Raw genomic sequence first — 13,123 nt, 5'->3', positions numbered from 1 at the left:
GCGCTATCATGGCGTCATCCCGATGGGGATCGGCACCGGCTCGCCTCGCGTCAACGCCGAGGCTGTGCTGCGCAACACCGGGCTGGATCGCTACTTCTCTGTGGTGGTCACCGCAGACGATGTGGAGCTGCACAAGCCCAATCCGGACACCTTCCTGCTGGTCGCCAGCAAGCTGGGGGTCGAGCCATCAGGCTGTCTGGTATTTGAAGATACCGGTATCGGGGTACAGGCCGGAGAAGCGGCGGGTATGCAGACCTGCATGGTCAAAGAGGGTCAACCGGTCGGCATAACGGCGTAGTGCGGAAAAAAATATCGCCCTGCAAGGGGCGATAACCGGACCCGGCTCTCATACGGGACATGAATGAAAATGAGAGCAGGTTCCGTCAGCCGCTGACGCAGGGCGCGCCAACGGGGAGTGCGAGGCAGACGATTACTCGTTGTTGCCGCCGCCCTGATTGTCGTCATAACGACCCGGCGCACCGTGGGGGCGCGGCGCCATGGAAACACGCGGCTTGCGAGCACGCTGGATATTCACCTGCGGACGGCCGGTGTGCATGGCGATGGTGGAGATCTTGGCCTTGTAGACCAGCTGCTGGTTACCATGAGCATCGGTCAGCAGCACGCTGTACTGGTCGAACCCGCTGATAGTGCCTTCCAGCTTGATGCCGCTCACCAGAAAAATAGCGACCTGGCTGCGGTTCTTGCGCAACCAGTTGAGGGCAGAATCTTGCCCGTTCCCGAGGGAGAAGGCTTGCTCAATCGTGGAGTAGCTGGGGGATTCAGTTGTCATAAATTATTGTCCCGCGGAAAAAAAGTGGCGTTTGATTGTGCTAAATGGGCACTGGCTTGTCAAAGTCATTCTCACTCCAGCCAGCAATAGCGGCCTCCGGGGGCTGGTCGCTGACCGGCACAACTGCGATAATCGCCAGCTCTGGCTCTACCACGGGCCTTATCTGGGGTTTTATCTTGCATCCGGTTTCACACCAACACCACACCACCTATGTCCATGATGCCACTGCCTGCGAAGAGTGTGACCTGCTGATCCCGGCCACTCCGCTCGAGGTGGGACAGGCCAGCTGCTGCCCCCGTTGTGGACACACCCTGAGTCGCCACCTGCCACAGCAGGAGTTGCTGCCGATCTCCTACGGGTTTGCGGCACTCATCATGTTCGTGCTCGCCAATGCCTTTACCTTTATGTCCTTCTCGGCCAAAGGGGTGGGCCAGGAGATGACTTTTCTGCAGAGCATCACCACCCTGGTTGATGAGGGCTATCTGTTTCTCGGCGCGGTACTGAGCCTGACCCTGATCGGCCTGCCACTGGTTTATATGGGATCCATCATGCTGGTGCTGTGGCGGGTCGATAAAGATCTGCACAGCAATGCCCTGCGCTCCCTCGGCCGTCTGCTCTGTCGGATCAAACCCTGGCTGATGGTGGATGTCTTTCTGGTGGGGGTGCTCATCTCGCTGGTCAAGCTGATGGGGATGGCCGACATCAAGATGGGGCTGTCGTTCTGGGCTTTCGTCGGTTACACGGTGCTGCTCATCAAGATGATCTCCTCACTGGATCAGATGTGGCTGTGGCAGCGGCTGTTCGGCCCGACCGAGGCGCGGGATATCGACCCGGAAGCGGGTGCGCTGGAATCAGGTCTGGTGGGCTGCCATATCTGTGGCGCCCTGAGCGAGGTGGGCAGCCACAGCTGCTCCCGCTGCGGCGGCAAGCTGCATGCGCGCAAGCCGGGCGGCCTGAACCGCACCTGGGCGCTGCTGTTTACCTCCGCCATTCTCTACATTCCGGCCAACGTCTATCCCATCATGGATACGGTGTTTCTCGGTGATGACAGCCCCTCTACCATCCTCGGTGGTGTGGTACTGCTCTGGGCCATGGGCTCCTACCCAATTGCCGCCGTGATCTTTTTCGCCAGCGTGGTGGTTCCGCTGGTGAAAATACTGGCGCTATTCTGGCTTTGCTATATGGTGCAGCGCGGCAATGTCCCCTCCCCACTCGGCAAGCTAAAACTCTATCGCATGACCGAATTTGTCGGACGCTGGTCGATGATCGACGTCTTCGTGGTGGCCATTCTGGCGGGCCTGATCCGACTCGACAATCTGATGACCATCTATCCCGGCCCTGCGGCCGTCGCATTTGCAGGTGTGGTGCTGATCACCATGGTCGCCGCCATGAGTTTCGACTCCCGCCTGATCTGGGATTTACAACAAGGAGAACGCGAACGTGAGTGAGCGTAAAAAAAGGTGGAAACCGGGCTCTGACTTTCTGAGCTCTGCCGCCGCAATCTGGATGGTGCCCCTGCTGGCGCTGTTCATCGGTCTCTGGATGCTGTTCCAGCACTGGTACTCCCAGGGCCCCAGTTTCACCCTGACAGTCGCCACTGCCGAGGGCATAGTCGCTGGCAAGACGGTGATCCGCTCCCGCGAAGTGGACGTCGGCCGCATCGAGGCCGTCGAGCTGAGCGATGACTATAGCCATGCCGTGCTGAAAGGACGGCTGACTAATGCTGCCTCCGGCATGCTGCGCGGTGACAGCCAGTTCTGGGTGGTCAAGCCCAGAGTGGGCCGTGAAGGGGTATCGGGTCTGAGCACCCTGCTCTCCGGCGCCTATATCGAGCTCGCCCCCGGCAAGAAAGGTCGGGCGCGGGACGAATACGCCATGCTCGACAAACCGCCGCTCGCCTCCCTCGATGCCAAGGGGCTGCGTCTCACCCTCAGCAGCCGCGACACTCGCGCGCTGGGAGAAGGCTCCCCCATCAACTATCAGGGCTTCACCATAGGTCAGGTGGAAGAGGCGAAGTTCCTGCCGGAAAAGAGCGAGATGCAGTATCAAATCTTCATCCACGCCCCCTATGACATTCTGGTGAGCAGCAACTCCCGCTTCTGGATGACCCCAGGCTTCGAGGTCTCCATGAGCAGCGAGGGGATGAAGGTGAAGATGGATTCGCTGGAGAGCCTGATCGATGGCGGCATCACCATGGGTCTGCCACCCGGCTGGGCGCCTGGCGAGCCGGTCAAACAGATGGAAGGGTTCACCCTGTTCCAGGATGAGGCGAGCGTGCTGGCCGGTAGTCTGGATCAGTTCATCGACTACGTATTCCTGTTCGATGACAACGTGGGTGGCTTGCACCCGGGCGCGGCGGTGCAGTATCGCGGCATTCGGGTCGGTACCGTCATCTCCGCCCCCTACCTCATCGAGGACAAGGGCGTGCAGATCTTCAAGAGCCGCCAGATCCCGGTGCTGGCTCGCATCGAGGTACAGCGCCTCTCCCACCGCTATGCCAAGGCGGAGAAGGATCAATGGCGTGCCCTGTTCGGCAAGCAGTTCAAGGAGGGGTTGCGTGCCAGCCTCAAGACCTCAAGCCTGCTGACCGGCGGCAAGATCATCGACCTCAACTTCTATCCGGACGCGCCACGTTTCGAACAGGCCAAGCTGGCCGGTTATCAGGTCTTCCCCACCGTGCAGGGCGGGCTGGATCAGATCGAGCGCAAGGTGAACCTCATCCTCGACAAGTTTGTCGACATGGACATGGCGACCACCCTGACCAAGGTCAACGGGTCACTCACCACCCTGGATGGCACCCTGAAGAACATCAGTGCAGTCAGCGCCAACCTGAACAAGCTCACTGCCAAGGATTCCACCCAGCAGCTGCCGGCCTCGCTCAACGAGAGCCTCAAGCAGTTGCAGGAGACCTTGCAGGCCTATGATGCCCAGTCGCAGACCAATCAGGACCTGCGCCAGTCGGTGCAGACCCTCAATCAGTTGATGCGCGAACTGCAGCCGCTGGTGCACTCCCTCAACGAGCAGCCCAGCTCGCTGATCTTCGATCGCGCGCATCCATCGGACCCTGAGCCCAAGCGAGGCAAACAATGAAAAAAGAGATCCTGACGCTGGCCCTGCTGGGCCTGCTGGCGGGTTGCAGCAGCCAGCCAAGCCTGCACTACTACTCGCTCGATGCCGACAGCCAGCAACCCGTAACGGCCCCGGCCAAACCGCAGCACCAGCTGGTGCTGCGCCCGGTGGCGCTGGCCAGCCAGCTCGACCGGATCAGCCTGGTCTATCAGCTGGAAGGACAAGAGCTCCACTTCACCGAGTACCATCGCTGGGCCGGTGCGCTGGACGATCAGCTCAACCAGCTCACCCTCAATGGCCTCTCCACCCGCCTGCCGGGCTGGGTGGTGCGGCAGGATGGCGCCCGCAAGGGGCCGGTGCTGACCATTCTGGTGGAGCGCTTTCAGGGCCGTCATGACGGCAGTGCCGTGCTGAGCGGCCGCTGGCGCCTGCTGGCGGAAGATGGCACAGTGCTGCGCGATGCTCCCTTCCGTCAGGAGCGAGTACTGCCGGCCGATGGCTACAACGCACTGGTGAACGAGCTGGGTCAGGGCTGGCAACAGCTGCTCGACCAGATCGCCGCCGAGGTGCGCCAGAGCGCCAGCTAACTGGCCATCCCCCGATTGCAGAGATAAAAAAACGACGCCAGCTGGCGTCGTTTTTTATGGGCAAGAGTCGGGGGCGACTTATGCCTTGGCGGGCAGGCTCAGGCGGGCTACCGCTTCCACATGCATGGAGTGCGGGAACATATCGACCGGCTGCACCTCGTCCAGCACGAAGCCCTGTTTAACCAGCCAGGCGAGATCACGGGCCAGGGTCTGCGGGTTGCAGGAGACATAGACCAGACGACGGGGCGCCATGGCGACCAGGGTCTGCAGTACCGCCTTGTCACAGCCTTTGCGGGGCGGGTCCATTACCACCACATCAGCGGTCACGTCCTGAGCGTGCAGCTCGGGCATCAGCTGCTCCGCCTTGCCGACGTGGAATTCGGTGTGCTCGATGCCGTTGAGGGCAGCGTTGCGGCGGGCATCGCTGATGGCGCTCTCCACCGACTCGATCCCGACGACCTTGGCGGCCTTGCCAGCCAGGAACAGGGAGATGGTGCCGATACCGCAATAGATGTCGAACACCGTCTCGTTACCGGTCAGCTCGGCATACTCGAGGGCGCTGGAGTAGAGCACATCGGTCTGGGTCGGGTTGTTCTGGAAGAAGGAGAGCGGCGAGATCTCGAACTCGAGTTCGTGGATCTTGTCGCGGATCACCCCTTCGCCGAGCAGCACCCGGTTGGTGGCACCCAGAATGCGGTTGGTGCGCTCATCGTTGATGTTCTGCACCAGGGTAGTGACCGGCAGATCGCTCAGGGCTGCCAGCAGCTCGGCTTCGAACGGTAACTCCTCGCCCAAAGTGACCAGCACCACCATCAGCTCGCCGCTCTTGAAGCCCTTGCGGGTCATCAGGTTGCGCACGCAGCCGCTGTGGTTTACTTCGTCATAGGCGGCGATGTCATGCGCGCGCATCCAGTTGCGCACCCGGGCGTTGAGCTCGACGTGCAGCGGATCCTGCACCGCACAGTCATCGGCGGTGATGAGATCGTGGGAGTGCTTGCGATAAAAACCGATCTCGGCACCGGCGTCACAGCCACGCACCGCATATTGCGCCTTGTTGCGATAGGCGAACGGGCTCTCCATGCCAAGGATATCCTTGACCGGAGTGTCACCCAGCCCGACCTGTTCCAGTGCGCTCTGCACCAGGGCCTGCTTGAGCTTGAGCTGGGCCGGATAGGCCAGCGGACGTACCTGACAGCCACCGCACTCGGTGTTGGGGCAGAAATCGGCAACCCGATCGGCAGAGGGCTGGAGCAGCTCGGCGACCTTGCCGTGCAGATAGTTCGGCTTGACCTCGGTCAGCTCCACCAGCGCCTGCTCACCGGGCAGCAGACCTTCGACAAACAGGGGGCGATCGAACAGGCGTCCTTTGCCATCTCCTTTGTCGGTCAGTTCCAGGATCTCGATCTGGTGTTGATGTCCCACTAACGGCATGAGCGGCTCCAAAAGTACTAAAAATGGGGGGTGATGAACGCGGAAAAGCCATGCCCATCGAGAAAAGGTGGCAGAGTTTAGCGGAGATCCGGCCAAATTGCAGGCATAAAAAGCCTGCTTGTTGCAATGGTCATTGCCCCTGGCCATCTGCCGGGCGTGGCCACCTTTCGGGTTGCGGCAAATTTAGCCCTTGGGCCGCAACGCCCAGCCTGTTAAAATTCCGCCCTTGAAATTATCCTGGGCCCCGCGCCCGTTCTAGCTAAGGTCTACCGCGATGCGTACCAGCCAATATCTGCTTTCCACTCTCAAGGAAACCCCCTCCGACGCTGAAGTTGTCAGCCACCAGCTGATGCTGCGCGCCGGGATGATCCGTAAACTGGCCTCCGGCATGTATGCCTGGTTGCCAACCGGTCTGCGGGTACTGAAGAAAATCGAGAACATTGTTCGCGAAGAGATGAACAATGCTGGTGCCGTCGAAGTCTCCATGCCGGTGGTACAACCCGCCGAGCTGTGGCAGGAGTCCGGCCGCTGGGATGACTACGGTCCCGAGCTGTGCCGTCTGACCGACCGTCACAACCGTCCCTTTGTGCTGGGCCCGACCCACGAAGAGGTGATCACTGCGCTGGTACGTTACGAAGTGAACAGCTACAAGCAGCTGCCGCTCAACCTCTACCAGATCCAGACCAAGTTCCGCGACGAAGTGCGCCCCCGTTTCGGCGTGATGCGCGGCCGCGAATTCCTGATGAAGGATGCCTACTCCTTCCACATCGACAAGGAATCTCTGGTCGATACCTACGAGAAGATGCACGCCGCCTACTGCAAGGCGTTCACCCGCATGGGCCTGAACTTCCGTCCGGTGCAGGCCGATACCGGCTCCATCGGGGGTACCGGTTCCCACGAATTCCAGGTGCTGGCCGAGAGCGGTGAAGACTTGATCGCCTTCTCCGACAGCTCCGATTACGCCGCCAACATCGAGATGGCCGAAGCACTGGCACCGGCTGGTGAGCGCCCTGCCGCCACCGCAGCCCTGACCAAGGTTGCCACCCCGAATGTTCACACCATCGACGAAGTGGCCGCTTTCCTGAACGTGGCACCGACCGCCATCGCCAAAACCCTGCTGGTACTGGCAGAGGAAGATGAGCACGGCAAGCAGGCCGTTATTGCGCTGGTACTGCGTGGCGACCACGAGCTGAACGAAATCAAGGCAGAGAAACTGGCTGGCGTGGCTAACCCGCTGACCTTCGCCAACGACGAGCAGATCAAAGCTGCCGCCGGTTGCGACGCAGGCTCCATCGGCCCGGTCGGCTTTGCCGGTCGCATCATCGTCGATCGCAGCGCTGCCCATCTGGCGGACTTCGTCTGCGGCGCCAACGAAACCGGCTTCCACCTGACCGGTGCCAACTGGGATCGCGACATCACCGCTTACGAAGTTGCCGACCTGCGCAACGTGGTGGAAGGCGACCCGAGCCCGTGCGGCCAGGGCAAGCTGCTGCTCAAGCGCGGTATCGAAGTGGGCCACATCTTCCAGCTGGGTACCAAGTACTCCGAAGCGATGAAGGCGAGCGTGCTGAACGAAGCTGGCAAGTCCGTCACCATGGAGATGGGTTGCTACGGGATCGGGGTTTCCCGTCTGGTGGCCGCTGCCATCGAGCAGAACAACGACCAGTACGGCATCATCTGGCCGGACGCCATCGCTCCGTTCGAAGTGGCCATCGTGCCGATGAACATGCACAAGTCCGAGCGCGTGGCCGAGCAGGCACAACAGTTCTACGCCGAGCTGAAAGCGGCCGGTGTGGACGTGCTGTTCGACGACCGTAAAGAGCGCCCGGGCGTAATGTTCGCCGACATGGAGCTGCTGGGCATCCCGCACGCCATCGTCATCGGCGATCGCGGTCTGGACAACGGCGTGGTGGAGTACAAGTGCCGCCGCACCGGCGAGAAGCAGGAAGTGGCCATCAGCGACATCATCGCCATGCTCAAGGCCAAGCTGGGCCGTTAATTCCGCCCTCTTCCCGATATAAAAAAGCGCGCCATTTGGCGCGCTTTTTGTTTCTGTGTGCGGACGACGGCAACCGGATGGCTGGCTTAGCCTCAGGGATTGCGACCGATAAAGAGGTCGGTCACGTGGCAGCTGCTTCTGGCTTCCAGCGCGTCGAGCATATAGGCCGCCGCATCTTCCGGGGTCATGAAGCCGCTCGGGTCCACGTGATCCGAGTTGTCCCAGAATTCGCTGCGGATCCCGCTCGGGTAGAGGTTGACCAGCCGTAGTGGCGAGCCTTTCAGCTCGGCGCGCAAGGATTCGAGAAAGCCGCGCATTCCCCATTTGGAGGCGCAGTAGAGGCTCTCGTTGGCCTTGCCCACCTGCGCGGCGGAGGAGAGCACATTGGCCAGCACTCCGCCTTTCTCCCCGATAAGCCGCACCGTCTGCTGGGCCACCAGAATGGTGGAGATGAGATTGCTCTCCACCACCCGGCGGATCTGTTCAGCGGTGTAGACACCGACCGGGCCAAACTCGCCCACCCCGGCGCAGTGGATCACCATGTCGGGCAGACCACCCCACTCGACGGCAGCGGCAAAGGCGACGTCGACCTCTTCATGGTGCGCCAGATCGGCCGCGATGCCGATCACCGCGCTGCCGAGCAGTTGTTCCTGCTCCTGCAGTCGCTGATAACGGCGCCCCATCATGGAGACCTGATGGCCCCGCTCAACCAGACCTATGGTCAGCGCACGGCCAAGACCGGAACCGGCACCTGTCACTATGATGTGGCCCATTATCGCTCCTCGTCGTCAGTCGACGGTCAGATTAGAAAGTGAACTCATCGCCCATGAACCATCCATCGACAGAATGCTCTGATAGATGTTGGCGAAGAATATCACCCCCGTTGTCAGACAACGCCAGATTAGAAAGTGAATTCATCGCCCATGAACCATCCATCGACAGAATGCTCTGATAGATGTTGGCGAAGAATATCACCCCCGTTGTCAGACAACGTCAGATTAGAAAGTGAATTCGCCACCCATGAACCAGCCATCGACAGACTGGTCGATATTGGCGAAGTCGACCTTGGCTTCACGCCAGCCGGCACGCAGCTTGATCGGCATGGAAGAGAACTTGTAGGAACCACCCAGACGGTAGTCATAGTTGTCCGCATCGTGAGTACGCAGATCGCCGAAGAAGGCGATGCCGGTGCCCGGGATCTTCACTTCACTGCCGGCATAGGCCATCAGGGTATCTTCGTCATAACCCTTGCGACCGAAGTAGACCTGCTCGCCATCGTAGTGACGGCCGGTCATACCCAGATCGATCTTGAACAGATCGTTGTTGAACAGACGGTAGTAGAGGCTCAGATCGTAGGCAGTCAGATCGTTCTTGAAGTTGCCGCCGGAGGTACTGAAATCGGAGACTTCAAACTTGGCGTTCGGCAGGAAGATGATGCCGTGTTCCAGTTGCAGATAGCCGTTCCAGTTGTAGCTGTCGTCATAGCTGCCATCAGCACTGGTGCCATAAGCCTGACCACTGCCCTTGGCGGCCCATACGTCGGCACCGGCGGCAAAACGCCAGTCGTCAGCGGCCATGGCACTCTGGCTGCACAGAACCAGCACAAAACCGGCAATCAGCGTCTTTTTCATTACGTCACTTCCTCTTGCATACATGGAAAAGAGCACTATTTTACTCGGTGCAGCCAAAATACCCAGCGTCAATCCTGAACAAACGACGACAAATGTCAGTGCTTCATATGCTTCATCTCGGCCATCGGCTCAATCGGCTTCACCGGCAGTGACAGATCCAGCTTCTGACCATCATCCATGGTGAGGGTGAGCGGGAAAGGGGTCTGCTCGGAGAGCGTGCCCACCTCGAACAGCATGATGTGCAGGCTGCCCGGCTTGAGCACCGCTTCGCCCTTGGCCGGGATCTCGATATTCTCGACCTGACGCATCTTCATCACGCCATTTTCGTGCAGGTGGGTGTGCAGCTCGGCACGCCCGGCCGCAGCAGAAGCCGCCGCCACCAGCTTGACCGGCTGGTCGGCGTCATTCTTCAGCACCATAAAGGCGGCAGTGTTGGGGGAGCCCGGCGGCAACAGGCGAACATAACCGTCTACAGCCTCGACCTTGGCCAGTGCAGGCGCCGTCATACCCAGAACCAGCAGAGAATAAAACGCACGTTTAAACATGGTTGAAATCCTTTTATGATGTTGTTAAACGGCGCCAAGGTTACCCCAGCAGCAACCTTTTTTGCACCTTTCAATAACAAGGATTTAGACATGGCCCCCATTCTCATTGCCGAGCAGCAGGATGGCTTGCTCACCCTGACCCTCAACCGCCCCGACAAGCGCAACGCCCTCAATACCGAGCTCTATAAGCAACTGGTGGCAGCGCTGCGAGAGGCGGCAGCCGATGAGGAGGTGCATGTCCTGTTGTTGCAGGGGCAGCAGGATTGCTTTACCGCGGGCAATGATCTGGCCGACTTTATGGGCAAGAGCTCTCTGGAGCCCGACGACCCCATACTGCAGTTCCTCCACACCCTTGCCGACTTCCCCAAACCCGTGATCGCCGCCGTTGCAGGCCCGGCGGTGGGGATTGGTACCACCATTCTGCTGCACTGCGATCTGGTCTATCTGGCGGATAACGCCCGCTTGCAGCTTCCCTTTGTCGAGCTGGGGCTGGTGCCGGAGTTCGCCTCCAGCCTGCTGCTGCCGCGTCTGGTGGGGCACCTCAAGGCAGCCGAGCTGTTGCTGCTGGCCGAGGCGATTGATGCAGAGGAGGCGCTGCGGCTCGGGCTGGCCAACAAGGTGGTGGCGGCCGATGGATTGCTCCCCTTTGCCCGCGAGCAGGGACTGAAGCTGGCGGCCAAACCGCCCAGAGCGCTGCAAAAGAGCAAGGCGCTGCTGAAACAGGAGCTTAAACAAGCGGTGCACTTTGTCATCGATCTGGAGGCGCGCGCCTTCGCCCAGGCACTGCAAGGGGAAGAGGCGCAGCAACGCATCGCCCAGAAACTCAAACGGCGGGGCTGAGCTGCCGCTCAACGCCTGTCAGTTGAGACGAAAACGGCCGATCAGCTCGCAACCCTGTACCTTGTCCTGCAGCTGGATCAGTCGGGCAATTTCCGGATTGGGGTGGCGCTTGAGAAAGGCGAGCAGGGCGCCGCGACAGCAACCCAGCTCGCTGATCAGTGCCTCGCACTCCCGATTGGGGCACTGTGGCACCAGCGCAGTCACCAGCTCGGAAGCGAGCTTCAGGTAGCGCAGCTCATAAGTCGGCTCATCCATCGCCCGCCAGAAGTCGGCCAGCCGGTGACAGGTGGCGACCCGCATGGTGGCCAGTTCGGTCAGCTCGACCTGGGTCATCTCGTAAACATCCCCCAGCGCCTGCTGATAAAAGCAGATCGCCGCCCCCAGCGAACCGGCCTGCCAGGCACGCTCCGCCTCCAGCATGTATCGTTGCCAACTTTGCGGTGTCATTTCGCTCTCCCGAATCCGTCATGGTGGGAGTGTTATCATGGCTAATTGAGAATAAATATCAACCAGAGGGTTAGTGCAGGATCTCTGCGCAACCTTGGCAAACCCGGCGCCCGACCTTATGATCGTGCCCCTCCCCCCTTCTTTGGAGCACTCCACAATGCGACCACGCCTCCCGCAGATGCTGGGCTGCTCCCTGCTCTGCGTGCCCCGCGTACTGGTCTGGATCTATTAGCTGCGCTCAAGCGAACGCAACCCATCCGATCCATTCAGCAAAGGATTACCAACATGAACACCTGCCAACACTGGTCGCAGGTCGAATACCTGCACCTGACGGTGACCAACCCCAATATCTGCCTCAAGGGGCAGCACAGCTACTACTCGGGTGCCTGGGATGGCCCCTTCGAAGAGGTGGCGGTGCGCTACCTCCATGGCGATCCCTTCAGCCGCAGCCCGGAAACCGGCTGGGAGCCGCTCTGGCATATCGACCGTCTCCATATCGGCGACTATGTGCAGATTGCCGCCGGGGTAAAGATCATCATGGGCGGCAACCACACCCACAACACGGCCTTCATCAGCACCTATCCGTTCGCCGATCTGGCGGCGCTCAAGCGCAGCTACCACCCCGCAGGTGATACCCGCATCGGCAACGATGTCTGGATCGGCATGGAGGCGATGATCATGCCCGGTGTCACCATCGGCGATGGCGCCATCATCGCCGCCCGTTCGCTGGTCAATCAGGATGTGCCGCCCTATGCCATGGTGGCGGGCACCCCGGCCAGGGTGGTGCGGATGCGCTTTGGCGAGGAGGAGATTGCCCGGCTACAGGCCCTCACCTGGTGGGATTGGCCGGATCAACAGGTCAACGATCTGCTACCGCTGATCCAGCAAGGTGACGTCGCCCTGCTTGAACAGGCGGCTGCCCACTGGGCGGAGCGCCATGAGTGACCACCGCTAACCAGTAGCTGACAGCATAAGGGCGACCCCGGGGTCGCCCTCTTTTATCTCCGGCATGCTCAGGGTGCCGTCATCACACATCCACTCACTGCGCGCTTTTGGACTGGTTGAGGCTGCACTGCTTGCCGGGATAACCGGGCAAGTCACTGGCATCGCTGCCGCAGGCGAGCCGTTTGGCCTGTTGCAGGCGGGCCGCCAGATTGGCGCTGTCCACCGGCATCCATTGCATCTGCTTGCCGAGCCAGCTGGCCCAGGCAAACTCGACGAAATAGACCTGTTTGTCCTTGCGAAAGTAGCCCGCATTCTGCAGCAGTCCGGCGAGGGTGCGATAGGGGTAATCAGGCAGCTTGTCGATGCTGCTCGGCAACTGCTCCGGGGTCAGCGGCTGCCCCTTCTCATCCTTGAGCCAGGCCCAGTGGTTGTTCTGCATCTGACTCCAGAAGTTGGCTTTATCCTGCAGACGGCCAATCACCTTGACCCGGGCATCCTTGACGCCCTGCTGCCACAACGCCTTGGTGAGATGGTGGCGGTCCACCAGCCAGTAGCTGCCATCCGGCGCAATCACCACGGGGATCTCTTTCTTTTTCATCAACTTGTCGAGCTGCTTTGCGCTCATGCCAGCCAATGTGGCCTGGGTTTCATCGACCTGGATCTGGCCGACGCCCCCCTGGGTCGGGTGCAAGGCATCGATGCCGATCTCGCACCAGTTGCCCACCGCCGTGTCGCTCTGGCACGGGGCCAACGCCCAGGCACCCTGGCTCAACACACAGGCCAGCAATAACCATGCTTTCATCGTTTGACACTCCTCACCACATTGAACTGCACAGACG

Annotated in this window: 14 protein-coding genes; 7 read left to right on the top strand and 7 right to left on the bottom strand. The window is 60.6% G+C overall.

Annotated features, from left to right (window positions below; all coding sequences use genetic code 11):
* Positions 1 to 298: HAD family hydrolase (locus AACS18_RS23055; protein WP_258228673.1), on the top strand; the 298-nt coding region annotated here is incomplete at its 5' end.
* 132 nt (positions 299 to 430) lie between these two features.
* Here AACS18_RS23055 and hfq read toward each other — a convergent pair.
* Complete coding sequence (hfq, locus tag AACS18_RS04220; RefSeq protein ID WP_005335772.1) at positions 431 to 790, bottom strand: RNA chaperone Hfq; 360 nt, start codon at positions 788 to 790, stop codon at positions 431 to 433.
* 176 nt (positions 791 to 966) lie between these two features.
* On the opposite strand from hfq, the gene AACS18_RS04215 reads away from it, so the two are divergent.
* From AACS18_RS04215 to AACS18_RS04205, 3 genes are read left to right on the top strand one after another with little or no spacing between them, the layout of a single operon-like run.
* Complete coding sequence (locus AACS18_RS04215) at positions 967 to 2,238, top strand: paraquat-inducible protein A (protein WP_108612053.1); 1,272 nt, start codon at positions 967 to 969, stop codon at positions 2,236 to 2,238.
* Positions 2,231 to 3,880: an intermembrane transport protein PqiB gene (pqiB, locus tag AACS18_RS04210; protein WP_005335774.1), complete on the top strand. Its 1,650-nt coding sequence runs from the start codon at positions 2,231 to 2,233 to the stop codon at positions 3,878 to 3,880. The genes AACS18_RS04215 and pqiB overlap by 8 nt, the downstream gene beginning before the upstream one ends.
* On the top strand, positions 3,877 to 4,446 hold the full coding sequence (locus AACS18_RS04205) for a PqiC family protein (protein WP_005335775.1): 570 nt from the start codon (positions 3,877 to 3,879) through the stop codon (positions 4,444 to 4,446). The genes pqiB and AACS18_RS04205 overlap by 4 nt, the downstream gene beginning before the upstream one ends.
* Positions 4,447 to 4,524: 78 nt before the next feature.
* Here AACS18_RS04205 and rlmD read toward each other — a convergent pair whose 3' ends face one another.
* Positions 4,525 to 5,877: a 23S rRNA (uracil(1939)-C(5))-methyltransferase RlmD gene (gene rlmD, locus AACS18_RS04200; RefSeq protein ID WP_108612052.1), complete on the bottom strand. Its 1,353-nt coding sequence runs from the start codon at positions 5,875 to 5,877 to the stop codon at positions 4,525 to 4,527.
* A gap of 274 nt (positions 5,878 to 6,151) precedes the next feature.
* Here rlmD and AACS18_RS04195 point away from each other — a divergent pair, with 274 nt between their 5' ends.
* The gene (locus AACS18_RS04195) at positions 6,152 to 7,876 is read left to right on the top strand and encodes a proline--tRNA ligase (protein ID WP_108612051.1); all 1,725 of its coding nucleotides are present in this window, start codon (positions 6,152 to 6,154) and stop codon (positions 7,874 to 7,876) included.
* A 92-nt stretch (positions 7,877 to 7,968) separates the two neighbouring features.
* Here the strand turns inward: AACS18_RS04195 and AACS18_RS04190 are convergent, their stop codons facing one another.
* From AACS18_RS04190 to AACS18_RS04180, 3 genes are all read right to left on the bottom strand, one after another.
* Complete coding sequence (locus tag AACS18_RS04190; protein ID WP_005363016.1) at positions 7,969 to 8,649, bottom strand: SDR family oxidoreductase; 681 nt, start codon at positions 8,647 to 8,649, stop codon at positions 7,969 to 7,971.
* Between the two features lie 225 nt (positions 8,650 to 8,874).
* Complete coding sequence (locus AACS18_RS04185; protein ID WP_108612050.1) at positions 8,875 to 9,507, bottom strand: TIGR04219 family outer membrane beta-barrel protein; 633 nt, start codon at positions 9,505 to 9,507, stop codon at positions 8,875 to 8,877.
* Positions 9,508 to 9,602: 95 nt separating this feature from the next.
* The gene (locus tag AACS18_RS04180; RefSeq protein WP_005335782.1) at positions 9,603 to 10,052 is read right to left on the bottom strand and encodes a copper chaperone PCu(A)C; all 450 of its coding nucleotides are present in this window, start codon (positions 10,050 to 10,052) and stop codon (positions 9,603 to 9,605) included.
* A 90-nt stretch (positions 10,053 to 10,142) separates the two neighbouring features.
* Here AACS18_RS04180 and AACS18_RS04175 point away from each other — a divergent pair, with 90 nt between their 5' ends.
* Positions 10,143 to 10,892 (top strand): enoyl-CoA hydratase-related protein, encoded by a 750-nt coding sequence (locus AACS18_RS04175; protein ID WP_076492447.1) that lies wholly within the window; start codon positions 10,143 to 10,145, stop codon positions 10,890 to 10,892.
* An 18-nt stretch (positions 10,893 to 10,910) separates the two neighbouring features.
* Here AACS18_RS04175 and AACS18_RS04170 read toward each other — a convergent pair whose 3' ends face one another.
* Positions 10,911 to 11,339, bottom strand: a complete 429-nt coding sequence (locus AACS18_RS04170) for a DUF2753 family protein (RefSeq protein WP_005335785.1) — start codon at positions 11,337 to 11,339, stop codon at positions 10,911 to 10,913.
* A gap of 285 nt (positions 11,340 to 11,624) precedes the next feature.
* On the opposite strand from AACS18_RS04170, the gene AACS18_RS04165 reads away from it, so the two are divergent.
* Positions 11,625 to 12,284 carry a CatB-related O-acetyltransferase gene (locus tag AACS18_RS04165; RefSeq protein WP_108612049.1) on the top strand — a complete coding sequence of 220 codons (660 nt, stop codon included), beginning with the start codon at positions 11,625 to 11,627 and terminating at the stop codon, positions 12,282 to 12,284.
* A gap of 94 nt (positions 12,285 to 12,378) precedes the next feature.
* On the opposite strand, the gene AACS18_RS04160 is transcribed toward AACS18_RS04165, so the two are convergent.
* On the bottom strand, positions 12,379 to 13,086 hold the full coding sequence (locus AACS18_RS04160) for a ParB-like protein (protein ID WP_108612048.1): 708 nt from the start codon (positions 13,084 to 13,086) through the stop codon (positions 12,379 to 12,381).
* Positions 13,087 to 13,123 lie beyond the last annotated feature (37 nt).

The organism is Aeromonas sp. HMWF015 (genome assembly GCF_963878965.1).
Classification (GTDB): domain Bacteria; phylum Pseudomonadota; class Gammaproteobacteria; order Enterobacterales; family Aeromonadaceae; genus Aeromonas; species Aeromonas veronii.
This window is presented reverse-complemented; position numbering and strand designations above follow the sequence as displayed.